Annotated in this window: 23 protein-coding genes; 7 read left to right on the forward strand and 16 right to left on the reverse strand. The window is 66.5% G+C overall.

Features of this window, described 5'->3' with window-relative positions; translation table 11 throughout:
- Nucleotide 1 precedes the first annotated feature (1 nt).
- The 4 genes from Q0Q36_RS10620 to Q0Q36_RS10635 form a co-directional block, all read right to left on the reverse strand.
- The gene (locus Q0Q36_RS10620) at nt 2-583 is read right to left on the reverse strand and encodes a peroxidase-related enzyme (protein ID WP_293797999.1); all 582 of its coding nucleotides are present in this window, start codon (nt 581-583) and stop codon (nt 2-4) included.
- Nucleotides 580-1,059, reverse strand: a complete 480-nt coding sequence (locus tag Q0Q36_RS10625; RefSeq protein WP_293798001.1) for a hypothetical protein — start codon at nt 1,057-1,059, stop codon at nt 580-582. The genes Q0Q36_RS10620 and Q0Q36_RS10625 overlap by 4 nt, the downstream gene beginning before the upstream one ends.
- Before the next feature lie 132 nt (nt 1,060-1,191).
- Nucleotides 1,192-1,932: a DUF2182 domain-containing protein gene (locus Q0Q36_RS10630; RefSeq protein ID WP_293798003.1), complete on the reverse strand. Its 741-nt coding sequence runs from the start codon at nt 1,930-1,932 to the stop codon at nt 1,192-1,194.
- 83 nt (nt 1,933-2,015) lie between these two features.
- A complete protein-coding gene (locus tag Q0Q36_RS10635) occupies nt 2,016-2,795 on the reverse strand; it encodes a DUF899 domain-containing protein (protein ID WP_293798004.1) in 780 nt (259 codons plus the stop codon).
- Nucleotides 2,796-2,911: 116 nt separating this feature from the next.
- Between Q0Q36_RS10635 and Q0Q36_RS10640 the strand changes: the two genes are divergently transcribed.
- Both Q0Q36_RS10640 and Q0Q36_RS10645 read left to right on the forward strand, forming a co-directional pair.
- Entirely contained in the window at nt 2,912-4,132 is a 1,221-nt protein-coding gene (locus Q0Q36_RS10640) for a helix-turn-helix domain-containing protein (protein ID WP_293798005.1), read from the forward strand.
- A gap of 33 nt (nt 4,133-4,165) precedes the next feature.
- Nucleotides 4,166-4,804: a glutamine cyclotransferase gene (locus tag Q0Q36_RS10645; protein ID WP_293798006.1), complete on the forward strand. Its 639-nt coding sequence runs from the start codon at nt 4,166-4,168 to the stop codon at nt 4,802-4,804.
- Between the two features lie 160 nt (nt 4,805-4,964).
- Here Q0Q36_RS10645 and Q0Q36_RS10650 read toward each other — a convergent pair whose 3' ends face one another.
- Together Q0Q36_RS10650 and Q0Q36_RS10655 are read right to left on the reverse strand one after the other, a co-directional pair.
- Nucleotides 4,965-6,128 carry a M20 aminoacylase family protein gene (locus Q0Q36_RS10650; RefSeq protein WP_293798008.1) on the reverse strand — a complete coding sequence of 388 codons (1,164 nt, stop codon included), beginning with the start codon at nt 6,126-6,128 and terminating at the stop codon, nt 4,965-4,967.
- A 104-nt stretch (nt 6,129-6,232) separates the two neighbouring features.
- Entirely contained in the window at nt 6,233-7,180 is a 948-nt protein-coding gene (locus tag Q0Q36_RS10655) for a LysR substrate-binding domain-containing protein (RefSeq protein WP_293798010.1), read from the reverse strand.
- A 128-nt stretch (nt 7,181-7,308) separates the two neighbouring features.
- Between Q0Q36_RS10655 and Q0Q36_RS10660 the strand changes: the two genes are divergently transcribed.
- The 5 genes from Q0Q36_RS10660 (at nt 7,309) to Q0Q36_RS10680 (ending at nt 10,793) form a co-directional block, all read left to right on the forward strand.
- Entirely contained in the window at nt 7,309-8,013 is a 705-nt protein-coding gene (locus tag Q0Q36_RS10660; protein ID WP_293798011.1) for an SDR family oxidoreductase, read from the forward strand.
- Nucleotides 8,014-8,173: 160 nt separating this feature from the next.
- On the forward strand, nt 8,174-8,812 hold the full coding sequence (locus Q0Q36_RS10665) for a 1-acyl-sn-glycerol-3-phosphate acyltransferase (RefSeq protein WP_293798013.1): 639 nt from the start codon (nt 8,174-8,176) through the stop codon (nt 8,810-8,812).
- Complete coding sequence (locus Q0Q36_RS10670; protein WP_293798014.1) at nt 8,809-9,759, forward strand: phosphatidate cytidylyltransferase; 951 nt, start codon at nt 8,809-8,811, stop codon at nt 9,757-9,759. Before Q0Q36_RS10665 ends, Q0Q36_RS10670 begins: the two co-directional genes overlap by 4 nt.
- Entirely contained in the window at nt 9,756-10,145 is a 390-nt protein-coding gene (locus Q0Q36_RS10675; protein ID WP_293798016.1) for a hypothetical protein, read from the forward strand. The genes Q0Q36_RS10670 and Q0Q36_RS10675 overlap by 4 nt, the downstream gene beginning before the upstream one ends.
- Nucleotides 10,146-10,148: 3 nt before the next feature.
- The gene (locus Q0Q36_RS10680; RefSeq protein WP_293798017.1) at nt 10,149-10,793 is read left to right on the forward strand and encodes a CDP-alcohol phosphatidyltransferase family protein; all 645 of its coding nucleotides are present in this window, start codon (nt 10,149-10,151) and stop codon (nt 10,791-10,793) included.
- A gap of 12 nt (nt 10,794-10,805) precedes the next feature.
- Here Q0Q36_RS10680 and Q0Q36_RS10685 read toward each other — a convergent pair whose 3' ends face one another.
- The 10 genes from Q0Q36_RS10685 to rfbF form a co-directional block, all read right to left on the reverse strand.
- Nucleotides 10,806-11,951, reverse strand: a complete 1,146-nt coding sequence (locus tag Q0Q36_RS10685; protein ID WP_293798018.1) for an iron-containing alcohol dehydrogenase — start codon at nt 11,949-11,951, stop codon at nt 10,806-10,808.
- A complete protein-coding gene (locus tag Q0Q36_RS10690) occupies nt 11,951-13,333 on the reverse strand; it encodes an aldehyde dehydrogenase family protein (protein ID WP_293798019.1) in 1,383 nt (460 codons plus the stop codon). Before Q0Q36_RS10690 ends, Q0Q36_RS10685 begins: the two co-directional genes overlap by 1 nt.
- 48 nt (nt 13,334-13,381) lie before the next feature.
- Nucleotides 13,382-14,749: a glutamine synthetase family protein gene (locus Q0Q36_RS10695; RefSeq protein WP_293798020.1), complete on the reverse strand. Its 1,368-nt coding sequence runs from the start codon at nt 14,747-14,749 to the stop codon at nt 13,382-13,384.
- A 687-nt stretch (nt 14,750-15,436) separates the two neighbouring features.
- Nucleotides 15,437-15,646 carry a hypothetical protein gene (locus Q0Q36_RS10700; protein ID WP_293798022.1) on the reverse strand — a complete coding sequence of 70 codons (210 nt, stop codon included), beginning with the start codon at nt 15,644-15,646 and terminating at the stop codon, nt 15,437-15,439.
- A 606-nt stretch (nt 15,647-16,252) separates the two neighbouring features.
- The gene (locus Q0Q36_RS10705) at nt 16,253-16,849 is read right to left on the reverse strand and encodes a YigZ family protein (protein WP_293798023.1); all 597 of its coding nucleotides are present in this window, start codon (nt 16,847-16,849) and stop codon (nt 16,253-16,255) included.
- A gap of 48 nt (nt 16,850-16,897) precedes the next feature.
- Complete coding sequence (locus tag Q0Q36_RS10710; RefSeq protein ID WP_293798026.1) at nt 16,898-19,213, reverse strand: glycosyltransferase; 2,316 nt, start codon at nt 19,211-19,213, stop codon at nt 16,898-16,900.
- A 28-nt stretch (nt 19,214-19,241) separates the two neighbouring features.
- A complete protein-coding gene (rfbC, locus tag Q0Q36_RS10715; protein ID WP_293798028.1) occupies nt 19,242-19,772 on the reverse strand; it encodes a dTDP-4-dehydrorhamnose 3,5-epimerase in 531 nt (176 codons plus the stop codon).
- Nucleotides 19,769-21,004, reverse strand: coding sequence for a class I SAM-dependent methyltransferase (locus tag Q0Q36_RS10720; RefSeq protein ID WP_293798030.1), 1,236 nt, complete (start codon nt 21,002-21,004; stop codon nt 19,769-19,771). Before Q0Q36_RS10720 ends, rfbC begins: the two co-directional genes overlap by 4 nt.
- The gene (gene rfbG / locus Q0Q36_RS10725) at nt 21,001-22,089 is read right to left on the reverse strand and encodes a CDP-glucose 4,6-dehydratase (protein WP_293798032.1); all 1,089 of its coding nucleotides are present in this window, start codon (nt 22,087-22,089) and stop codon (nt 21,001-21,003) included. The genes Q0Q36_RS10720 and rfbG overlap by 4 nt, the downstream gene beginning before the upstream one ends.
- Entirely contained in the window at nt 22,074-22,850 is a 777-nt protein-coding gene (rfbF, locus tag Q0Q36_RS10730; protein ID WP_293798033.1) for a glucose-1-phosphate cytidylyltransferase, read from the reverse strand. The genes rfbG and rfbF overlap by 16 nt, the downstream gene beginning before the upstream one ends.
- Nucleotides 22,851-23,003: the final 153 nt, after the last annotated feature.

Here is a 23,003-nt window from a genome sequence, read left to right on the forward strand (position 1 = left end):
CTCACCCGTCTTTGCGGACGGGATCGCCGAGGATGTGCATCAGCCGGTTGGCCCAGCCGAACAGGGCCGTCGACAGGATGAGATCGACGATCTCGGCCTCGTCCAGGCCGGCCTCGCGCAGGCGGGCGGTGTCGGTCTCGGTCACCGCCGGCGGCGATTGCGAGAGCTTGACGGAATAGTCGAAGATCGCCTGGTCGCGCGGGCCGAGCTTGGCCTTCTCGCCATTGGCGAACAATTCGTCGGTGACGGCGGTGTCCTTGCTGAGCTGCGCATGGCGGGCGGCATGCACGGCGGCGCAGTAGATGCAGCGGTTGACCACGGAGGCGCCGATCGCGCCGAGCTCGCGCTCGGCCCGGCTCAGGCCGCCCGGGTCGTACATGATGCCGTTGAACAGCGGCGAGCGCACGTTGAGCGTCTCCGGATCATGCGCCAGCACAAGCACGTAATCCGAGACCTTGGTGTTGGACGGTGTGATCTTCAGCGCGTCGAGCTGCTCGGGGCTGGCCTTGGCCAGATCGACCGGGGTGACCCGCGGCTGCCAGTCCGGCACGTTGCGGGTGAAACGATGCACGACCCGGCTCATGCGGAGGCTCCCTTGAGGGCCGCGAGCCCGGCGAGGACACGGCACTGATAGCTCATGAAGGCGTTGAGTTCGCAGAGCCGGACGATATCGGCCTCGGCCACGCCGTCCGCCTTGAGCCCCTCGATCTCCTCGGCCTGCACGGAGCGCGGCTGGGTCGCGACCCGGTCCATGAAGGTGATGACACCGCGCTCGCGGGCGTCGCGCCCGGCTATGTTGGGATCGGCGAGGCCGCGCAAGGCCGGATCGGTCACGTCGGCGAGGTAGTGCGCGGCCAGCTCCGGCAGCGCGTTCAGGGTCGCGATCCGCGCCGCGATGGCGCGGCGCCATCCGGCGGGAAAGCCGCCGGCATCACGCGGGTCGATGACCGCGCTCTCGGCTTGCCGGCTCATTTCGAAAATAGCGCTGCGCGATTGCGCGGCGGCCGATGCGGCGGCGCCGATCCAGGGAGAGGCCTCGGGGTTGGCAGGTTGAGCCATGGCGATCCCTTTCATGCATCAACTTTTACACTTGATGCTTTAGGTGAATGAAGCAGTGAATTTGCGCTGCGTCAAGGAGCTTTGCCGGCGCCATGCTAAACTGGTCGCCGCGGGCGCCCTGCGCGGAGCTGGTCATCCGAGCGCCTGCACGAGCAGAAGCAGCCCGGCCGCGGCCATAGCGACGCCGATGGCGTCTGCGATGCGTGTTGCCGCCGGCAGGAGGCGCTCGGCCGTAAGGGCGATCGTTGCGCCGGCCATCAGGCGCAAGTCCATGAGGCCACTCACGGTCAACGCTGCCATCGGGCCGATGCAGGACAGGCAGCAGCGCAGGCCGAGAGCGGTGCCGGTTCGAACTGCTTCCAACAGCCCGATACGTGCCGACAAGACGTTAGGAAGCCTGCCGTAATCCGCCAGCAGCAGAGCCTTCCAATGCGTGAACTGTGAGAGCCCGGCGATCAGGGCGAGGAGCGCGCCCGCTACCGGACCAAGGCGGCTAAGTGAGGGAAACTGCACGGCGATCTGCGCAAGGGCAGCGCCGAGCAGAAAGACGACAAGGCCGAAGCCGGTCCAGACGGCGAAATAGCCGGCGCCGGCCAGCGCCGCGAGCCCGTCGGGCTGTTTTGCTCCGATTTCGAGCGATGCCTTCCGATAATGCCACAGCACCGGCGACAGCGACGGCAGCATCATGGCGACCATCATTACGAACCACATGCCGAGGAAGCTGGCGGCGGTCTCGAACCATGATTGGCCGCAGAGCGGCAGCCAGATCCCCGAGAGCAGCCAGCCGCCGGCCATTGGCACCGCGCCCATCGTCTCCATCGAGGCGCAGGACAGGATCGTGACGGCCGTGGCAGCTGTGAAGAGCAGGGCCACCGTTCCGAAGAAGACGAACGGAGCCCCGCGCCCGGCCTGTCGACCGGACGCGGGGTTCGTTTCGCAACCTGTCCGGATCGCGTTCACGACACGGCTTGGCGGGCGGCGTAGCGGTCGCGATGGAGCCACCACGGCCCATCGGCCTCGTTGCGGCCCTTCGGCGCGCGGTCGAGCCAGGCATACATGCCCCAGACGCCGTCCACGCCGCGCGAATAGCTGGAATAGGTGTGATAGATCGCGCCGCCCTCGCGGATGAAGGCGCTCATGCCCGGCCGGTCGCGGTGATAGGTTGGCACGTCCACCCCGGCCATCGTGGCGAAGGAGCGTTCGAATTCGTTGCTGGGGCCGCGCCATTCGAATTTCGGCTGATGGCGGAAATTGTAGTCGACGCCCTGCGTCCGCTCCTGCATCTCCGTGAAGGAGACGTTGTAGTCGAAATTGAAGTCGCTCTCGCCGGACGAGGCCCAGGGGAAGCTCCAGCCCATCCGGTCGCGGAAGGCGATGAGCTTGTCGATCGGCGCCCGCGAGATCGCCCAGAGCATCACGTCGTGATTCGCGAGATGGGTGGTCGAGCCGTTGAACCCGTCGGCGATCGCCGAGCAGGACGGGCAGCCGGCCTTGTAGTCCGGGCCGAACATGAAATGGTAGACGAGGAGCTGCGAGCGCCCCTGGAACAGGTCGGCGAATGAGGCGTCGCCCTGTTCGGTCTGGAAGACGTAGTCCTTCTCGACCTTGACCCAGGGCAGCGCCTGCCGCCGTTCGGCGAGCGCATCGCCCTGCCGCGTATACGCCTTCTCGGCCTCCAGCAGTTCGAGCCGGGCGGCAAGCCATTCTTCGCGCGTTCCGATCGCATGACTGGTCATGATGTCTCACTCCTGTCGCCAGATGTCCGCGCCGCCTCGACACTCGATGCGGCGTCACGATCGGTGGTAAGGCGAGGGCGGCAGAGGGTGGGAGTGACAAGTTTGGCGGGATTCCGATGGACTCGCTGATCACGGCGGCGGCGCAGGCCTTGGCAAAGGGCGATCCGTTGGGCGCGCTGAACCGAGTCGCCTTGCGCGACGACGCGCCGGCCCTGGCGCTGCGTGGCATCGCGATGGCGCAGCTCGGCGACTTCGCCCGTGCCAAGATTTTGCTGCGCCGCGCCGGCCGTGCCTTCGGGACGAAGGAAGCAGTCGCGCGTGCCCGCTGCACGGTCGCCGAAGCGGAGGTCGCCCTGGCCGCGCGCGATCTCGGCTGGGCACCGGGAAGGCTCGAAGAGGCCGGCGCGGTGCTCGAAGCCCATGGCGACTGGGCGAACGCCGCCCATGCCCGCCTGCTCGACATTCGTCGGCTCCTGCTGATCGGCCGTCTCGACCATGCCCACGAGCGGCTCGTCGGCATTGATCCGGCCCGTCTTCCGGCCGCGCTGCGCTCCATCCACGGATTAGCCCGCGCCGGCATCGCCTTGCGCCGCATGGCAGCGCGAAACGCGCGAGCCGCGCTGGCGGAAGCGGGCGAGGCAGCCGGTCGCGCCAGAATCCCGGCGCTGATCGCCGAGGTCGAAGCTGCAAGCCGCCTGCTCGAGGAACCGGCGGCGCGCCTGATCGCCGATGGCGTCGAGCATCCCTTGCTGCTGGACGCGGTCGAGGATCTGCAAGCCTCGGAGGTGCTGATCGTCGATGCCTGCCGCCACGGTGTCCGCGACCAGGCCGGCTTCGTGTCGCTGGCGACGCGCCCCGTGCTCTTTGCCCTGGTTCGGACCCTGGCCGAAGCTTGGCCGATGGATGCGCCGCGCGATGTGCTGATCGCCAGTGCCTTCGGCTCGCGCTTCACCGATGAATCGCACCGGGCGCGATTGCGCGTCGAGATCGGCCGTCTGCGCGCGGCGTTGCGGCCATTGGCGCGGATCAGCGCAACGGAAGCCGGCTTCGTCATCGCGCCGCGCCGCGCGACCGGGATCGTGGTGCTCGCGCGCCCGGTCGAGGAGAAGCATGCCACGGTGCTCGCCCTCATGGCCGATGGTGAGACATGGTCGAGCTCCGCTTTGGCGCTGGCGCTCGGATCGAGCCAGCGCAGCGTCCAGCGTGCGCTCGATGCTCTCGCCGGGACCGGCAAGGTCCAGTCCTATGGGCAGGCACGGGCCCGCCGCTGGGTGATGCCGCCGATGCCGGGTTTCGCGACGAGTTTGTTACTCCCGGCGTCATGGCCGGATGGCTAGGGTCGAGCCTGACACAGACGCAGGAGCAACGCCATGACGATCCCCGCTGCCGATATCGCCCGCACTTACGGCCCGTTTCCGGGCGTCGAGAAGGTCCACGGCGTCAGCTTCGACGGCGTCAATGTCTGGTTCGCGTCTGGCGACCGGCTGAATGAACTCGATACCATCAGCGGCGAGGTCGTCCGCACGATTGACGTTCCCGCCCATGCCGGCACGGCCTTCGACGGCACGCATCTCTTCCAGATCGCCGAGGACCGCATCCAGAAAATCGACCCGCGGACCGGCTCCGTGCTTGGCACGATCCCGGCGCCGGGCAAGGGCGGTGATTCCGGCCTGGCCTGGGCCGAGGGCTCGCTCTGGGTCGGCCATTACCGCGAGCGCAAGATCCACCAGATCGACCCGGCCACCGGCAAGGTGCTGCGCAGCATCGAGACCAACCGCTTCGTCACCGGCGTGACCTGGGTCGACGGCGAGTTGTGGCACGGCACCTGGGAGGAGGGTGAAAGCGAATTGCGCCGGATCGACCCTGCTACTGGCAAGGGGCTGGATGCGCTCGCGATGCCCTCCGGCGTGGGCCTCTCCGGTCTGGAATCGGATGGCGCCAGCCTGTTCTATTGCGGCGATGGCGGCAAGAGTACCCTGCGGGCCGTGCGCCGGCCGAAGCGCGCCTGAATATTGAAGCATGAGCCTGTTCGACAGCCATGGAGGCGAGTACAGGCTCATGTCTACGCCGGTGAGCGTAGGGTTTGGCTCCATAGATCGGGGAATGTTTGCAAGCCGCTTCCTCGATGGCGCGGCAGCCGGAAAGATTTGTCTCCGGCGCGTCTGAAGCTCAGCCGGCTCCCAGCCTGTGCCTGACGATTCCGGCGTGGAACCGCGCGCCGTGGATCAGCCCGCGATCGTCGAAGTCATAGGATGCGTTGTGCAGCGGGGCCGAGCCCTCGCCATTGCCGACATAGGCGAAGCAGCCGGGCACATGGTCGAGGAAGCGGGCGAAGTCCTCCGAGCCCGTCATCGGCTCGGACGCGATCGCGACATTGTCGTCGCCCAACACGGTGCGGGCAGTGGCGAGCACCTCCTCCGAGAGCGCCGCGTCATTCACCAGCGGCACGAATTCGCGCGTATAGGTAATCTCGCAGGCGAGGTTGTAGCTCTCGGCCGTGCCGCGCGCGATGATGCTCATCTGCCGTTCGATCTCGGCGCTGACCTCGGGGCGGAAGCTGCGGGCGTCGCCGAGGATGCGGGCCGTTCCGGGCAGCACGTTGCGGGTACCGTCCGTCAGCAGTTCGGTCACCGAGACGACCGCGATATCGGCCGGGCTCAGGCGGCGCGAGACAATGGTCTGGAGCTGCATCACGAGCGCGCAGGCTGCAACGAGAACCTCGCTGCCGGAATGCGGCCGGGCTGCATGGCCACCGACACCTTTCAAAACGATCTCGAAATTGTCCTCGGCCGACATGAAGGAGCCGGCGCGCGTCTCGAAGCGGCCGATGCCGAGGCCAGGCATGTTGTGCAGGCCATAAATCTCGTCGAAGGGGAAGCGCTCCATCAACCCGTCATCGAGCATGGCAAGCGCGCCGCGCCCCCATTCCTCAGCCGGCTGGAACAGGAAGCGCACGGTGCCGTCGAAACCGCCTTCCTCCGCCAGCAGCTTGGCCGCGCCGAGCAGCATGCTGGTATGGCCGTCATGGCCGCAGGCATGCATCACGCCGGGCGTCTGCGAGCGATAGGGCTGGTCGTCCTGTTCGGTGATGCGCAAAGCATCCATGTCGGCGCGCAAGGCGATGGCGCGGTTGCCGCTGCCGCGCTTGAGCGTGCCGACGACGCCGGTGCCGCCGATGCCCTCGACGACCTCGTTCAGGCCGAATTCACGCAGCTTTGCCGCGACGAAGGCGGCGGTCCGCGTCTCTTCGAAGCCGAACTCGGGATGGGTGTGCAGGTGGCGGCGCCATTCGGTCATCTGTGACTGGAGATCGTCGAGATCGAGCTTGGGCATCGATGCGGCCTCGTTTGCGGAGTTCCGAAGGGATAATGCAGATGCGTCGAAAGAAGCGCTGCAATCCTGTCGGCCGGATGCAAATTTGTTTCGCGGAACTGAGATTATGCGAGCGCGGCGTCCGATCGCGAACTGGGGCGGCGAGCCGACCGGACAGCGCGGTGTCCCGCGGCAGCTTCGGCCAGCCAGCGACAGACCTCTTCGACCGGGCCGGGATGCCGAGGTTTTCGCGGGGTGACGATATGGAATCCTGCATCGACGGGCAGCTCCGCCGGGAGAATACGGGCCAAACGGCCTGATGCGATGTCATCGGCCACAAGGAAAAGGCTGGCCAGTGCGAGGCCCTGGCCGGCGATCGCCGCTTCGACCGCGAGCGAGGTCTGGTTGAAGCGTACATTCTGCGCAGAGGTGGGCGCGCCAGCCGGGAAGGCAAAGCCAAGGAAGGCTGGCCAGAAGTCGTGGGCATCGTGCAACAACGGATAGCGCGCAAAATTCCGGGGATCGCCGGGGGCGCCGAGCTTTTCGACCAGTAGCGGGCTGCCGATGGCGACGATGGTCTGCGCGTGCAGCAATTCCGCATTGAGTCCGGGGCCGAATGGCGGCTGCCCGAGCCTGATCGCAAGATCGACGTCGTCCGTCTCGAAATTCGAGAGGCGGTCGGTCGCGACGATCCGCAGGTCGATCGTAGGATGGGCGGCTGTGAAATCGGTCAGGCGTGGAATGAGCCAGCGCGAGGCGAGGCTCGGCGTGACGCTGATCGTGAGGCGCTGCGGTTCGGCGCGCAGCTCCCGCGTCGCTTCTGCGATCAGCTCGAAGGCGCGCCGGATCTTGGCGGCATATTGCTGCCCGGCCTCGGTTGGCTCCAGGCCCTGGGGGCGGCGCTGAAACAGCTTCATGCCAAGCTCGGCTTCGAGGCCGCGGATCAACTGCGCGACGGCGCCTTGCGTCACCCCGATCTCTTCGGCAGCGAGCCGGAAATTGAGGTGGCGGGACACGACCTCGAAAACACGGAGGCCGTTCAAAGGCGGCAAGCGGCGAGATGACGAAGGCATACGATAGTTTTTCTACTGGCTGCGCTGTGCGGAACTGGTTCGCCGCTCGGCTTCGGCGGTGCTAGTGATGAAGCGAACGAGGCTTCTGCGGCGACATGGGCTGCCGCGGTATCGAACCGGAGGATAGCATGTCGGTAGAAAAAGTGGCGCTGGTCACGGCGGGCGGAAGCGGCATGGGCGCCGCGGCGGCGAAGCGCCTGGCGCAGGACGGCTTCGCCGTCGGCATTCTCTCCTCTTCGGGCAAGGGCGAGGCGTTGGCCGTCGAGCTCGGCGGCATCGGCGTCACCGGCTCGAACCAGTCGAACGACGACCTGAAGCGCCTTGTCGATCTCGCTATGGAGCGCTGGGGCCGCGTCGACGTGCTCGTCAACAGCGCCGGTCATGGGCCGCGCGCGCCGATCCTCGACATCACCGACGAGGACTGGCATCGCGGCATGGACACCTATCTGCTCAATGCCATCCGGCCGACGCGCCTGGTGACGCCGATCATGCAGAAGCAGAAGGCCGGCGCGATCATCAACATCTCGACGGCCTGGGCCTTCGAGCCGAGTTCGATGTTCCCGACCTCGGCGGTGTTCCGCGCCGGGCTCGCCTCCTTCACCAAGATCTTCGCCGACACCTATGCGGCCGACAATATCCGCATGAACAACGTGCTGCCGGGCTGGATCGACAGCCTGCCGGCGACCGAGGAGCGGCGGCAGGGCGTGCCGATGCAGCGCTATGGCACCAGCGACGAGATCGCCGGCACCATCGCCTTCCTCGCCTCGAAGGACGCGGCCTATATCACCGGCCAGAACCTGCGCGTCGACGGTGGCATCACCCGCGCGATCTGAGATCAACTTCGGGCGCCATCGCGACGCCCGGTTGCTTTGCTCATCCTCCCGTCGTGACCTCGATCAGGTGACGGCGGGGGCGTCCGCCTGTTGCCGATATCGACAGGGCTCGAAACAGGCGCTACCTCCTCTGGAAGGCTAACGGGGGCGGAAACGGCGCATGCGTGGGGCAGGGGCAAGTCTGGCTGGCGCGCTCATTCTCTTCTTCGCCCGCTTCATCACGGCCGTCCGCGGCCGCTGGGCGGGCGTCGAGCCTACCGACGAGCAGCGTATCTACTTCGCCAACCATGCAAGCCACGGCGATTTCGTCCTGATCTGGACTGTGCTGCCGCGGCGCATACGCTTCATCACCCGGCCGGTCGCGGGCAGCGACTACTGGCTGAAGGGCAGCCTGCGGCGCTTCATCGGCCGCGACGTCTTCAACGCCGTGCTGATCGACCGCGACCGCGAGAGCCGCACCAGCGATCCGATCGCGCAGATGACCGAGGCGCTCGATGCCGGCTCTTCGCTGATCGTCTTCCCGGAGGGCACGCGCAACACCACCGAGGCGCGCCTGCTGCCGTTCAAGAGCGGCCTGTTCCATCTGGCGCAGACCAGGCCGAACGTGGCGCTCGTGCCGGCCTGGATCGACAATCTCAACCGCGTCATGCCCAAGGGCGAGTTCGTGCCGATCCCGCTGATCTGCACGGTCACCTTCGGCGCGCCGCTGCGCCTCGCTGACGGTGAGGCCAAGCCCGATTTCCTGGCGCGGACTGAGGCCGCGCTGCTCGCCCTGTCCCCCAAGTCGAACGCGTCATGACGATGCCGCATCCCGATCTGGTGGCCGTGCTCGCCGGCATTCTCGGCGTTCTCGTCCTTGCCTCGACGATCGGCTTCGTGCTGCAGCGCAAGCTCTCGCCGGATGGCTCCAATGCCGTGGTCGAGAACCTGAACGACCGCATCCGGGCCTGGTGGGTCATGGTCGTGCTGATGGGGCTTGCCCTCATCGGTGGCAAGACCGGCGTCACCCTGCTCTTCGGCTTCTGCTCCTTCGCCGCCTTGCGCGAATTCATCACGCTGACCGATACCCGCCGCGCCGATCACTGGGCGCTGGCCGCGGCCTTCTTCATCGTGCTGCCGGTGCAATATTATCTGATCTGGATCGAGTGGTATGGGCTCTACTCGATCTTCATCCCCGTCTACGCCTTCCTGCTGATGCCGATCATCGCGGCGGCGCGCGGCGACACCGAGCATTTCCTCGTGCGCATCGCCGAGGTGCAATGGGCGCTGATGATCTGCGTCTTCGCCACCTCGCATGTGCCGGCTTTGCTCAGCCTCGGTATCGCCGGCTACGAAGGCCGCAACGTCCTGCTGATCGCCTTCCTCGTCATCGTCGTGCAGATCAGCGACGTCCTGCAATATGTCTGGGGCAAGCTTCTGGGACGCACCAAGATCGCGCCGAAGCTCTCGCCCTCGAAGACGGTCGAGGGCTTCGTCGGCGGCGCGCTGAGCGCCACCGCGGTCGGCGCCGGCTTGTCCTGGATGACGCCTTTCACGCCGCTTCAGGCGGCTTTCCTCGCGCTGGTCATCGTCCTCATGGGCTTCTTCGGCGGTCTCGTCATGTCGGCGATCAAGCGCGATCGCGGCGTCAAGGATTGGGGTAACCTGATCGCCGGCCATGGCGGCTTCATCGACCGGCTCGACTCGGTCGTCTTCTCCGCCCCGATCTTCTTCCATCTCGTCCGCTATGGCTGGTCGGCCGTATGAGCGGACCGCTCGCGCGCCTGATGCGGAGCAGCATCGTCCATGTCGGTTTCGCTTTCGTCGCGATGGGCAGTTGGGCGGCCTTCGCCAACCGCGCCCACCCGATGCCGGCGCCGCTTCAGGCTGGGCTCCTGCAGGGCGCGATCTCGGCGACGATCACGCTGGTCCTGAAGCGCGCGATCGAATATCTCGCCAGCCGCTTCTCCGGCCTCGCAGCCTTGCTGGCGCCGCCGGTGATCGCCGGCCTCGTCTCCGCGAGCCTGCTGACTCTTCTCCATACGATCGGTGGCACGCCCGAGATCGCGAAGACCATCGCCGTGCCGCTCACCGTCGCGACGAGCTACGCCGCGCTCTACAATTATTCGCTCTGGCGCATCCGGAAGGCCTGACTCATGGCGCAGGACGAGAACCGCCGCCCGCTCGCCAGTCGCGATTCAGGCTGGGCCCGCACGATTGCCCGCCGCTTGAGCACGGCATCCGTGACGCCGAACCAGATCTCGATGGCGAGCATGGCGATGGCGGCCGTCGCCGGCATCGCCTTCTGGCATGCGGGTGCGGCCACGGGCGGCTCGCGCATTGCCTTGCTGCTCGTCGCCGCGCTCTTCTGCCAGTTCCGGCTGCTCTGCAACCTCTTCGACGGGATGGTGGCGATCGAGGGCGGCAAGCAGGCGCCGGACGGGCCGTTCTGGAACGAATTCCCTGACCGCGTCGCCGATATCCTGATCCTTATCGGCGCCGGCTATGGCGCAAGCGTGCCGACGCTGGGCTGGGCCGCAGCGGCCTTTGCCGTGCTGACCGCCTATGCCCGCGAGCTCGGACGCAATTGCGGCCTGCCCGCCGATTTCTCCGGGCCGATGGCCAAGCAGCACCGCATGGCGATGATCACGGCCGCGGCCGTGCTGTCGCTGCTGGAGCCGCTCTGGAGCGGCCACAATCAGGTGCTCGTTGGCGCACTCTGGCTCATTGCGGTCGGTGCCGCGATCACCGCGATCCGGCGCGCCGCGAACATCGTCCGCAGTTTGCGCGCCGGCCGATAGCATCCATCGATCTCAGATCGACTCGATCAGCAGCTTGCGCGCCGCATCGACAGTCAGCTCCACCGGGTTGCCGCCGGTCGAGGGGTCGGCCACGGCGGCTTCGGCCAGCTCGTCGATCCGGTCGGTGCCGACGCCGAGCGCCGCGAGCTTGTCGGGAATGCCAAGATCAGCCCGCAGTTTCAGTACGAAATCATAGAAGCCGTCGAAGCCGCCGGGGATACCGAGATAGGCGGCTGCCGCCGCGATCCTGTCCTCGATCGCCGGGCGATTGAAGCCCAGCACCGGCGGCATCACCACAGCGTTCGTGGTGCCGTGATGGGTGTGGTAGACCGCCCCGACCGGGTGGGAGAGCGAATGGATCGCGCCGAGCCCCTTCTGGAAGGCGACGGCGCCCATCGCGGCGGCGGCCATCATCTGCGTACGCGCCTCGATATCGCTGCCGTCGGCATAGGCGCGCGGCAGATAGGTCTTCACCAGCCGCATGCCTTCGAGCGCGATGCCCTGGCTCATCGGATGGAAGAACGGCGAGGAATAGGCTTCGAGGCAATGCGCGAAGGCGTCCATGCCGGTGCCGGCGGTGATCGCCTTGGGCATGCCGACCGTCAGTTCGGGGTCGCAGATCGTCACGCCCGGCAGGAATTTCGGGTGGAAGATGATCTTCTTGGTATGGGTCTGCGAATTGGTGATGACCGAGGCGCGGCCGACCTCGGAGCCGGTTCCCGCCGTGGTCGGCACCGCGACGATCGGCGCGATACCCTCGACGGAGGCGCGCGTCCACCAGTCGCCGACATCCTCGAAATCCCAGACCGGACGGGTCTGCCCGGCCATGAAGGCCACGCATTTGCCGAGATCGAGGCCGGAGCCGCCGCCGAAGGCGACGACGCCGTCATGCCCGCCCGCCTTGAAGGCGCGGACGCCGTCGTCGAGATTGCGGTCGTTCGGGTTGGGGTCGACATCGGCGAAGATCGCGCGGCCGAGTCCGCCGGCTTCGAGGATGTCGAGCGCATTGGCAGTGATCGCCATGCTCGCGAGGCCTCGGTCGGTCACGAGCAACGGCCGCTTCATGCCGAGCGCCTTGCAGTGATCGGCCAGTTCCCTGATCCGCCCGGCGCCCAGCTTGACGGCGGTCGGATAGCTCCAGTTCGCGGTGATCGGCATCAGCCAGCTCTCTTCAGATGGTAGGATTTCGGACGGGTGAGGTTGTGGAAGCCGATGACCGAGAGCGAGCCGCCCCGCCCGGTCTCCTTGACGCCGGTCCAGCACAGGGCCGGATCGAGATAATCGGCGCGGTTCATGAAGACGGTGCCGGTTTCGAGGTCTTGTCCGAGCCGCGCGGCGCGCTCGGCATCGCCGGTCCAGAGCGAGACCGTGAGACCGTATTTCGAGTCGTTCATCAGCGCGAGGGCCTCGGCATCGTCGCGCACCTTCATGATGCCGACCGCCGGGCCAAATGTCTCCTCGCGCATGATCGTCATTGAATGGTCGACATCGACCAGGACCTGCGGCGCGAGATAGGCGCCGCCATCGTCCTGCGGGAACAGCTTGGGATCGACCAGGGCCCGTGCACCTTTCGCTGTCGCCTCGGCGATCTGCTCGCGCACCACCTGTGCGAAGCGCTTATGCGCCATCGGGCCGAGCGAAGTCTCGGGATCGAGCGGGTTGCCGAGGCGGTAATTCGAGACCCAGGCGACCGATTTCTCGACAAAGGCGTCGTAGAGGCTCTCATGCACATAGATGCGCTCGATGCCGCAGCAGCACTGCCCGGAATTGAAGGTCGCGCCGTCCATCAGTGTGTCGACGGCCTTGTCGAGATCGGCATCCTCCATGACATAGCCGGGGTCCTTGCCGCCGAGCTCCAGCCCGATCCCGGTGAAGGTGCCGGCGGCGGCGCGCTCGATCGCCTGCCCGCCCGCGACCGAGCCGGTGAAGTTGATGAAGTCGAACTGCTTCTCGGCGATCAGGCGCGACGACGTCTCATGGTCCAGGAAGACATTGGCGAAGACCTCCTCCGGCACGCCCGCCTCGTGGAAGGCCCGCGCCAATCGCTCGCCGGTGAGCAGGGTCTGGCTGGCATGCTTGAGCACGACCGCATTGCCGGCGATCAGCGCCGGCGCGACCGAGTTGATCGCGGTCATATAGGGATAGTTCCACGGCGCGATCACGAAGACGACGCCATGCGGCTCGTGCGCGATGAAGCGCTTGAAGGCGGCGCTGTCCTCGACGACGAGCGGAGCCAGCGCCTCGTTCGCGATCGAGGCCATGTAGTTCGAGCGCTCGTTGAAGCCCTTGAACTCGCCGCCGTACTTGATCGGCCGGCCCATCTGCCAGGCGAGTTCGATCACGACGTCCTGCCCCATCTCGTTGAGGCGCGCGACGCCCTTGAGCACAAGCGCGATGCGCTCGTCGAGCGGGCGCCTGGCCCAGGCCTTCTGCGCCTTGCGGGCGCGGGCGACCACGGCCTTGGCATCGTCGAGGCTGAGAGCCGGCCGCTCGGCATAGACCGAGCCGTCCACCGGCGACACGCATCGGATCATCGTCATCATTGGCATCCGTCTGGCTGAAATTCGCTGTGAGAGGAGGGAGCCGGGTCAGGCGCGTTCGAAACCGCGCTTCACTTCCCAATCGGTGATCCGGCGATCGTATTCCTCCTGCTCCCATTCGGCGGCGCGGACATAATGGTCGATCACGTCGTCACCGAAGGCACTGCACAGCATCGCCGAGCCCTTCAGCGCCACGGTCGCGTCGCGCAGGGTCTTCGGGATTTCGCGGATATCCCGGCCGCCATAGGCATCGCCGACGAAGGCCTCTTCCAGCTCCATCTTCTTCTCGATGCCGTCGATGCCGGCGGCGAGCAGCGCCGCCATGGCGAGATAGGGGTTGAGGTCCGAGCCGCCGACGCGGCATTCGATGCGGATGCCCTTGGTGCTGGCACCGCAGAGCCGGTAGCCGGCGGTACGATTATCGGCGCTCCAGATCGCCTTGGTCGGAGCGAAGGTGCCGGCGACGAAGCGCTTGTAGGAATTGATATAGGGCGCGAGGAAACAGGTGATGTCGGAGGCATGCGCCAGCAGGCCCGCCACATAGTTCCGCATCAGCGGCGACATGCCGTGTTTCGCCTGCATATCGAGGAAATGCGGCGTCTTGCCGTCGGCGCTCCAGAGCGACTGGTGGATATGCGAGGAGGAGCCGGCATGCGCGTTGCTCCACTTGGCGAGGAAGGTGATCGACTTGCCCTGCGCCCAGGCGATCTCCTTGCAGGCGTTCTTGATGATCGCATGTCGGTCCGCCATCGTCAGCGCGTCGGCATAGCGGACATTGATCTCCTCCTGCCCGGCCGAAGCCTCGCCCTTGGAGTTCTCCACGGGGATGCCGGCGCCCTGCAAGCCGTTGCGGATCGCCCGCATCACCGCTTCTTCCTTGGTCGTCTGGAAGATGTGGTAATCCTCGTTGTAGCTGCTCGCGGTCTTGAGGTCGCGATAGCCGCTGGCGCAGGCGTTCTCGTAGCTCTGGTCGAACAGGAAGAATTCGAGCTCGGTCGCCATATAGGCCTTGAGCCCCATCGCCTCGAGCCGTCGGACCTGCTTCTTCAGCACCGCGCGCGGCGAATGCGGGATGTCATGGCCGTGATGGTCCTGCACATCGCAGAGCACGAGCGCGGTGCCTTCGAGCCAGGGCACGCGGCACAGGGTCGAGAGGTCCGGCTTCATCGTGTAGTCGCCATAGCCGGCGGCCCAGCTCGTCGCCGCATAGCCGGCTACGGTTTCCATCTCCATGTCGGTGGCGAGCAGGTAGTTGCAACTATGCGTCTCGTGATGCCCGCTTTCGAGGAAGAAGGCGGCATGGAAGCGCTTGCCCATCAGGCGCCCCTGCATGTCGACGAGACAGGCGAGCACGGTATCGATGCGGCCGGCGGCAACATCCTCTTTGAGAGCGTCGAGCGTATAGGCTTGAGTCATGCCGGCCATCCATCCCCGATGTGCGATCTTCACACGGGAATGCGTCGGGCGGAATAGCCGGCTTGCAGTCCAGGCCGGAATATTCAAGCTGCCGCCGGATCGATCACTTGGCAGGGCAGGCGGCTATCGAACCACGTAACCCTGCCTGCGCCCGTTCCTGGAGGTGCGGCAGGAGCAATCGTCGCCCAGCGCGGCGGCTCGTGCGAGGGCACATTGTCGCGATGGTGTCCGGCAATGGCGCCCGAAACCGCTCACCCGGTCGGTCCGGCGATACAGCCTGTTCGGAGACGGTTCGTAGGAGCGCAAATCGTTGGCGCCCGAGCCGACCGCCGGCCCGGCGCCGGGAATGCCGCCTTGGCTCGAATGCAGCCGGATATCAGGAACGCTGTCGGTGATCGACGGTGGCCCCAGACCTTGCCGGGGGCCGCCGGGATAGAGCGGTCCATTGCCAGGCGTCGCATCGAACTGGGCGCTGGCTGGGAGAGAGACCAGCATACCCAGCGAGAGCGCCGCCGCTGCGATGAGATGACGCATCATGCTGTGCCTGTTCCCAGAAGTCCTGGTGGCTGATGGCGATGAGCAGAAGACCGGCTTCCACTCATTCATAAATCAGCTCGCACCGGTTTGGAACGCGAGGCTTGTGATCGTGTTCCGAAGCAGAGCCGCGATCTAGCGTCCCTTGGCTGATCACGGAGGCGATCTCCGACCATTGCGTCCCGGCTCCTCGATCGACTGCGCCAATTCCGCGAAGGCCGCCGGATCGAATTCGGGCAGTACGAAGCGGCCGCGCTGATCGGGCTTGCTGATTTCCAGCCACAGGCCGGTGGGCACGGCGCGCGGGGCAGGATAGCTGCGTGTCAGGGCATAGCCCAACGCCCAGATTTCGATGGGATTCATGGCCGGTCTCCGCATGCGAACGGGCCGGGAGGACACGGCCCTCGCGATAGGCTCCGTCCGGCGGTTGTTTAAGCCTGATTGGCCTATTCCGCAGCCAGTCAGCGCTGTCGACCCTGGTCGGAGACGATGCGGCCCAGCACCGGCAACAGCATATGCGTCACTGCGATCAGCGCCTCTACCGCGCGCAGGAGGAAGCGGCACGCATGGCACGCGCTGGCCAGGGACCTTGCTCGAAGATGAAGCCGATATTGGTCGCGACCGGACGAAGCGACGGGTGGAAGAATTCATCACCGACCATCGGCGGGTTCTTGCCGCCACTCTCGATATGCGCGGCCAATATGGCCGGCGACGACGATGAGCGACATGCCGGGCGCGAGCCTGCGCTCCCGGACTGGGTCGCGTCGCGCCCGCCCTCATGCGACGCGCGATGACCGTGGCGGCCTCAATCTTCGCTGGCCGAGATGTAGAAGCCGAAAGCAGAAGCGCAGGCCAGAACCATGCCGATCTCGAGCAAGCCCATCATTGCCTCCATCCCAAACGGTGGAGGGGTAACAGCCATGGCTTGCCATTGTTCCGCCGCGTGTGAGGCAGGCCTGACAGGAGCAGTTATGCGTCGTGCCGGATCAGCGCGCGTCCGCTGGTGAGGTCGGTCACCAGCCGGGTCACGCCATCGACCTCGGTCTTTGGTGCGGATATCGTCAGGACTGCGCCCGTATCGGTGAAGGCCTGCTCACGTATCTGCACGCCCGCGAGCGCCGCAAGCCGCGCCTGGACGCGCGTGAGATCGCTGAACGGGCAGGCGATCGAAGCCGTAGCCATCTCGACGAGCTCGACCTTGCCGGCTTCGCGCAGACAGAGCGCCGCCGTGCCGCCATAGGCGCGGATCAGGCCGCCGCTGCCGAGCAGGATGCCGCCGAACCAGCGGGTGACCACGACGGCGACGCTGTCGAGCGCCTGTCCGTCGATCGCCGCGAGGATCGGCTTGCCGGCCGTGCCGCTCGGCTCCCCGTCATCGTTGAAGCGGTAGCTCTGCCCGAACCGCCAGGCCCAGCAATTGTGATTGGCTTCCGGATCGGATTGCGCGGCGATGAACTCCTTGGCCGCGGCTTCGTCTGCTACGGGAGCGGCCATGGCGATGAAGCGGCTCTTCTTGATTTCCTGCCGGGCGGTGGCGGGTTCGACGAGGGTGAAGCGCGAGGCCATGGCGCCGCTCTAGCACGGCGCCTTCCCGGCGAACCAGACCCGCGGCCTTCACAGCCCGTAGACCTCCGCAAGCGACGGCGGATCGGTCGCCAGCGCGAAACGCGGGGAGCTCTGGGACAGGTTGGGATTGTAGAACGGATCGCGCCCGACGACCTCGGCCCATTGGCGGTTGAATGCGTCGAGTTCGCCGGGCGCGGGTTCCGGCCGGCTGACGGATTCATGGTGCTCCAGGCAGGCATAGGGCGTGAAGACGAAATGCCCGCCGGTATGCGCATTGAGCCTCATGCAGAAATCGACGTCGTTATAGTTGATCCGATAGGCCGGATCGTAGCCGCCGACCGCCAGGAAATCCGCGCGCCTGATCATCGTGCAGGCGCCTGTCACCGCGCTGTAGTCGCGCGGCACGACCGCCGAGCAGACCTGCCCGATCTCCGAGCCGTGGTGCAGATAATAGGGGTGCGATGGGCCCTGACCCAGCAGCAGCACGCCGGCATGCTGGATGCGCCCGTCCGGGAAGAACAGCTTCGCGCCGGCGCCCGAGATGCCGTCCTGCTGGCACCACATCAGCATTTCCTCGATCCAGCCGCGCGAAATGACCCGGATGTCGTCGTTGAGCAGGATGACGAACTCGCCCCGCGCCGCTTCGGCGAGCCGGTTCATCTTGTCGGAGAGATTGAAGGTCTCGCTGTCATAGCGGATGAGCCGCGCACCGAGATCGCGCAGCGCCTGCATCAGCTCCGGCTGCAGGTCGCCATTCTCGGAGACCACGATCTCGACATGAGGATAGGTCGTCCGCTCGCGGATCGAACGGATGAGGTCGAGCACGTACCAGCCTGTATCGGCGGCATTGCGATAGCCGGCGGTCGGGATGGCGATCGAGACCAGGGGCTCGCCGGTGATGTCGAAGCCTACGCGATGCGTGCCGGGCAATGGCCCTCGGCTGACGCTTCCAGGATACCGGCCGTGGTCGACGAAATCCTGCACCGCTCGCCGGGCCGCGAGTTCGGCCTGCGGCTTGGCCTCGCCGCCCGAGGCGGTCGACTGCGGCAGCGTGCGCCAGTGGTAGAGGACATCGGGGATATGGACGATCTGCTGCGTTGCCGCGGCGAAGCGCAGCGCAAGGTCGTAATCCTGCGCGAAATCGAATTCGGGGCGGAAGCCGCCGAGGCGCCTCGCCAGGCTCGTCCGGTAGACGCCGAGATGGCAGGTGTACATGCAGGAGAGGAAATAGGCCGGCGACCAGTCCGGCTTGAAGAAGGGCGCGGAGCGGCGGCCGGCCTGGTCGATCTTGTCCTCGTCCGAATAGAGCCAGTCGGCCTGCGGATCGCGGTTGATCGCATCCGCGAAGGCGTGGAGCGCGTGCGGCGCCAGCATGTCGTCATGGTCGAGCAGCGCGATGTAGTCCCCCTTCGCCTGCGCGAGCGCCGCATTGCTGGCCTGCGCGATGCCGCCATTGGCTGGCAGGAACGTGGGTCTGACGCGCGGATCGCGGGCTGCGAACTCCCTGAGGATGCGGTGCGTCGCCGGATCGGTCGAGCCGTCGTCGACGGCAAGCAGCTCCCAGTCCGGATAGGTCTGCGCCAGCACGGACTCGATCGCCTGTGCGAGGAAGACCGGCGGCGAGTTGAATGTCGGCATGACCACCGAGAAGCGCGGCTTGACTGGAAACGCTTTGGCCTTCGTGACGAAACGCTGGCGCAGCTCCTCCGTCACGGTCCTCTTGCGTATCCAGTTGGCATAGACGGCCGCTTCTCCCCCGCCGCCGGCTGCGATCCGCTGGCGCAGGCCCTGCCATTCGCCGCGCAGCAGCATGCCGCCTGCCCGCATCAGTTTGCGCCCGAGGACGCCTCGTCGATGCAGGTTCCGCAGCTGGCGCAGCACCGCCAATCCGCCGGGTTGTTCGACGGCAAGCGATGTCAGCGCCAGTTCATGCAGCGCGAAGCGGCAAGGAGTCTCGCTGGGGTCGATGCGGAAGGCGCGGGCGGGGGCCGGCAGGTCGATAATTGCCGCGATCTCGATCCTGTCGCCGCCGACGGGGATGGCGATGCTGTCCTCGGCGCGGAAGCCTTCGCCGATATCGAAATAGAGGCGCCAGCGATCCTGCCTCTCCTCGTCGGCATCGGGCAGGGTCGCAGCGAACCGGATGGAGAGGAGGCCGGCCGGCAGCCGCTGCGGCACGTAGAAATAGCAGTCGAAGCCGTCGCTGCGCCAATGGCCGGCGGTAGCGTCAGGCCGCAGGTTCCCCGCGGGATGGAAGGGCAGTCCACGCGCGCGCTTCAGCAAGGCGCGCAGCGCGGCGAAGCGACCATGCGCGCTCGGCGCCTCTATATCCTGGCGGCCTGCCATGGTCTCGATATCCGTCATGTCTCGAACCGTGCTCGGAAAGGGGAGATCAGGCGCGATGGTCGGGCCAGGCGCCGTCGCGCATATTCAGGCGCGGCGCAGGGTCCGGCCAATCGATGCCGAAGGCGGGATCGTTCCAGCGCAGGCCGCGGGCGAGATCGGCGCGATAGGCCGCGCCCATCATGTAGAAGACCTCGCTGTCGGGCTTGAGCGTCTGGAAGCCGTGGGCGCAGCCTTCCGGCACGAACAGGGCCCGCCCGCGCGCCGCATCCAGCACGACGCCGATCCATTCGCCATGGGTCGGGGAATCCGCGCGCAGGTCGACCGCGACATCGAAGATCGCGCCGCGCGAGCAGCGCACGAGCTTGGCATCCGGAACCGGCATCGCCTGGTAGTGCAGGCCGCGCAGCGTGCCCTGATGCGGATTGAAGGACAGATTGCACTGAACCGGCGCGAAACGGATGCCGTGTCTGGCAAAGACATCGGCGCAGTAGCTGCGCGCGAAATGCCCGCGCTCGTCCGCCAGCGGCGCGAGATCGACGACGAAGACGCCGGCGATGCGGGTTTCCGTGAGGATCACTGGAGCACCTCGACCTGCGGGATCGGCACGACGAAGCGCCCGCCCCAGTCATGCAGCGCCGCCATCTGCCGCATGATCTCGTTCTTGAGGTTCCAGGGCAGGATCAGCAGGTAGTCCGGCTTTTCCTCCAGGATGGCTCCCGGCGCCTTCACCGGGATGCGCGTGCCCGGCAGCAGCTTGCCTTGCTTGTGCGGACTACGATCGACCGTGAAGGCGACGAGTTCCGGCCCGATGCCGCAATAGTTGAGCAGCGTATTGCCCTTGGCCGGCGCGCCATAGGCCGCGACCCGCTTGCCCGCCCGCCTGGCGTCGATCAGGAAATCGAGAAGGGCGCATTTCGTCCGGGCGATCCGCTCGGCGAAGCCCGTATAGGAATCGATCCGGTCGAGGCTGAAGGCCTCCTCCTCCCGCCGCAATGCCAGCACGGCTTCGGAAGGCGCGCGCCCTGCGGCGCCGACGTGCCCGGCAAAGACGCGCAGCGAGCCGCCATGCGTCGGCAATCGCTCGACATCGAATACGGCAAGGCCATGGGCCGCGAGCACCCGCTCGATCGCCAGGAAGGAGAAATAGGAGAAGTGCTCGTGATAGATCGTGTCGAACTGGTTCTCGATCAGCATCCGCAGCAGATGCGGGAATTCCAGGGTCAGCACGCCCTTCGGCTTCAGCAGCAGCTCGAAGCCGGCGACGAAATCGTTGAGGTCCGGCACATGCGCGATGACGTTGTTCGCGGCGATCAGATCGGCCTGATGCCCTTGGGCTGCGAGGTCACGAGCCGTCTTGCGGCCGAAGAACCGCACTTGCGTCGGGATGCCCCGGCGCTGCGCCACCGCCGCGACATTGGCCGCCGGCTCGACGCCCAGAACCGGTATGCCGGCACGCTGGAAGAACTGCAGCAGGTAGCCGTCGTTGCTGGCTATCTCGACGACCTTGCTGACCTCCGATAGCCCGACGCGCTCGGCCATCGCCGCGGCGTAGCGCTCGCTATGGTCGAGCCAGCTTTGCGAGAAGCCGGAGAAATAGGCGTAGTCGCTGAAGATCGCGCCGGGCGTCTCGACATCGCGCGCCTGCACCAGCTTGCAGGCATCGCAGACATAGACCTGTAGCGGGAAGAACGTCTCGGGCTCGCCGGCATCGGCCGAGGCGACGAAGGCATTGGCGAGCGGCGTCATGCCGAGATCGGCCAAGACCGTGGTCAGGGGAGCGCTGCAGAAGCGGCACTTGCAGGAATTCATGAGCGAAAGGCTCCGCTTTCATAGGATTCGATATCGGCGGCGATGAGTTCGGCGGCGGGCATTCCCCGGTCGTGGAGTCGGTACCAGCGTGCGGTCAGGGCGACGGCCGCTTCGAAATCGAGCCGTGGGCGCCAGTCGAGGCGCTGGCGCGCCTTGCTGGAATCGAGCGCGAGGCGGTTCGCCTCATGCGGGCCGGACGCAGCATCGGCTTGCGACGTGGCTCCGGCGCCCCAAGCTTGGGCCAAGGTCTCCAGAACCTCCGACACGGAGCGCTCGGCGCCACTGTCGGGGCCGAAATTCCAGGCTTCCGCGAAGGAGGGGCCATCCATGTGCAGCCGCTCGGCCAGCAGCAGGTAGCCGCAGAGCGCATCGAGGACATGCTGCCAAGGCCGCGTCGCACCGGGATTGCGCACTGCGAGCGTCTCGCCGCTCGAAAGGGCCCGGACAGCATCCGGCACGAGCCGATCCTGTGCCCAGTCGCCGCCGCCGATGACGTTGCCCGCGCGTGCCGTCGCGATCGCGATCAAGCGATCGGATGATCCCGCGAAGGAGCTTCGCCAGGATGCGGCGAGGATCTCGGTGCAGGCCTTGCTGGCGCTGTAGGGATCATGTCCGCCGAGCGGATCGATCTCGCGATAGGGCCAGGGCCATTCGCGGTTCTCATAGCATTTGTCGGTGGTCGCGATGACGACGCTGCGCACGCTCGGCTGGGCGCGGATCGCTTCCAGCAGGTTTAGGGTGCCCAGGACATTGGTCTCGAAGGTTAGGCGTGGATCGCGATAGGAGGGGCGCACCAGCGGCTGCGCCGCGAGATGCAGCACGATCTCCGGCGCAAATCCTTCAAGGGCGGCCCGTGTCGCCTGCGCATCGCGGATGTCGCAGGCGATGCCGGGCATGACATCGGCCAGGAAGCCGAGTCGTTCGCGTTCCGCCTCGTCCTGCGCCGGCAGCGACAGGCCGAGCGCTATCGCACCCAGCCGCTTGAGCCATAGCCCGAGCCAGCTTCCCTTGAAGCCGCTATGGCCGGTGACGAGCACGCGCCGCCCGCGCCAAAAGGCCGGATCGGGGTTCACCAGACCCGCCATGGCGCCTCGCCGGTATCCCAGAGCTCTTCCAGGCGGCGCTTGTCGCGCAACGTGTCCATCGGCTGCCAGAAGCCGTCATGCGGATAGGCCATCAGCTCGCCGTCGCGGGCGAGGCCTTCCATCGGGCCGCTTTCCCAGACAGTGTCGTCGCCGGCGATCTGGTCGAGCGCCTGCGGCGACAGCACGAAGAAGCCGCCATTGATGAAGCCGGAATCGCTCGCCGCCTTCTCGCGAAAGCCGGTGACGCCGTTGCCGTCGAGATCGAGCACGCCGAAGCGGCCGGGTGGACGCACGGCCGTCACCGTCGCGGCGCGGCCATGGCTTTCATGGAAGGCGATCAGACGGTCGATCGGCACGTCCGAGACGCCGTCGCCATAGGTCAGGCAGAAGCTTTCGCCTTCCAGATAGGGCTTCACGCGGGCGATGCGCCCGCCCGTCATCGTCTCCTGCCCGGTATCGACCAGCGTGACCTTCCACGGCTCGGCCCGGCCGGCATGGACGGTCATGCCGCCCTGCGTGAAGTCGAAGGTCACGTCCGAGGAGTGGAGCAGGTAGTTCCCGAAATACTCCTTCAGGGCATAGCCGCGGTAGCCCAGGCAGATGACGAACTCGTTGATGCCGTAGCGCGAATACAGCTTCATGATGTGCCAGATGATCGGCCGGCCGCCGATCTCGATCATCGGTTTCGGGCGATGCTCCGATTCTTCCATGATCCGTGTGCCGCGGCCGCCCGCCAGGATCACCGCCTTCCTGATCTGCATTGCTCGCTTCCGTGTGTTCGCCCGAGGTCGGCGCGGTTAATAGATGTGAGAAATTTTCCCACACGATATTGACGTGGGAATTATTCACACTTAATCAGCCTGTCAACCCGCCGCCGGTCGTTTCCTGCGGATCGCTGGAGGCGGGAGGTCTGT

Source organism: uncultured Allobosea sp. (assembly GCF_945957345.1).
Classification (GTDB): domain Bacteria; phylum Pseudomonadota; class Alphaproteobacteria; order Rhizobiales; family Beijerinckiaceae; genus Allobosea.

Excerpts from the sequence above, each read along its gene's own strand:
- Q0Q36_RS10620 (WP_293797999.1), bottom strand. The coding sequence starts at position 583 with ATGAGCCGGGTCGTGCATCGTTTCACCCGCAACGTGCCGGACTGGCAG.
- Q0Q36_RS10625 (WP_293798001.1), bottom strand. The coding sequence starts at position 1,059 with ATGGCTCAACCTGCCAACCCCGAGGCCTCTCCCTGGATCGGCGCCGCC.
- Q0Q36_RS10635 (WP_293798004.1), bottom strand. The coding sequence starts at position 2,795 with ATGACCAGTCATGCGATCGGAACGCGCGAAGAATGGCTTGCCGCCCGG.
- Q0Q36_RS10640 (WP_293798005.1), top strand. The coding sequence starts at position 2,912 with ATGGACTCGCTGATCACGGCGGCGGCGCAGGCCTTGGCAAAGGGCGAT.
- Q0Q36_RS10645 (WP_293798006.1), top strand. The coding sequence starts at position 4,166 with ATGACGATCCCCGCTGCCGATATCGCCCGCACTTACGGCCCGTTTCCG.
- Q0Q36_RS10650 (WP_293798008.1), bottom strand. The coding sequence starts at position 6,128 with ATGCCCAAGCTCGATCTCGACGATCTCCAGTCACAGATGACCGAATGG.
- Q0Q36_RS10655 (WP_293798010.1), bottom strand. The coding sequence starts at position 7,180 with ATGCCTTCGTCATCTCGCCGCTTGCCGCCTTTGAACGGCCTCCGTGTT.
- Q0Q36_RS10660 (WP_293798011.1), top strand. The coding sequence starts at position 7,309 with ATGTCGGTAGAAAAAGTGGCGCTGGTCACGGCGGGCGGAAGCGGCATG.
- Q0Q36_RS10665 (WP_293798013.1), top strand. The coding sequence starts at position 8,174 with ATGCGTGGGGCAGGGGCAAGTCTGGCTGGCGCGCTCATTCTCTTCTTC.
- Q0Q36_RS10670 (WP_293798014.1), top strand. The coding sequence starts at position 8,809 with ATGACGATGCCGCATCCCGATCTGGTGGCCGTGCTCGCCGGCATTCTC.
- Q0Q36_RS10675 (WP_293798016.1), top strand. The coding sequence starts at position 9,756 with ATGAGCGGACCGCTCGCGCGCCTGATGCGGAGCAGCATCGTCCATGTC.
- Q0Q36_RS10680 (WP_293798017.1), top strand. The coding sequence starts at position 10,149 with ATGGCGCAGGACGAGAACCGCCGCCCGCTCGCCAGTCGCGATTCAGGC.
- Q0Q36_RS10685 (WP_293798018.1), bottom strand. The coding sequence starts at position 11,951 with ATGCCGATCACCGCGAACTGGAGCTATCCGACCGCCGTCAAGCTGGGC.
- Q0Q36_RS10690 (WP_293798019.1), bottom strand. The coding sequence starts at position 13,333 with ATGACGATGATCCGATGCGTGTCGCCGGTGGACGGCTCGGTCTATGCC.
- Q0Q36_RS10695 (WP_293798020.1), bottom strand. The coding sequence starts at position 14,749 with ATGACTCAAGCCTATACGCTCGACGCTCTCAAAGAGGATGTTGCCGCC.
- Q0Q36_RS10700 (WP_293798022.1), bottom strand. The coding sequence starts at position 15,646 with ATGAATCCCATCGAAATCTGGGCGTTGGGCTATGCCCTGACACGCAGC.
- Q0Q36_RS10705 (WP_293798023.1), bottom strand. The coding sequence starts at position 16,849 with ATGGCCTCGCGCTTCACCCTCGTCGAACCCGCCACCGCCCGGCAGGAA.
- Q0Q36_RS10710 (WP_293798026.1), bottom strand. The coding sequence starts at position 19,213 with ATGACGGATATCGAGACCATGGCAGGCCGCCAGGATATAGAGGCGCCG.
- Q0Q36_RS10720 (WP_293798030.1), bottom strand. The coding sequence starts at position 21,004 with ATGAATTCCTGCAAGTGCCGCTTCTGCAGCGCTCCCCTGACCACGGTC.
- rfbG (WP_293798032.1), bottom strand. The coding sequence starts at position 22,089 with ATGGCGGGTCTGGTGAACCCCGATCCGGCCTTTTGGCGCGGGCGGCGC.
- rfbF (WP_293798033.1), bottom strand. The coding sequence starts at position 22,850 with ATGCAGATCAGGAAGGCGGTGATCCTGGCGGGCGGCCGCGGCACACGG.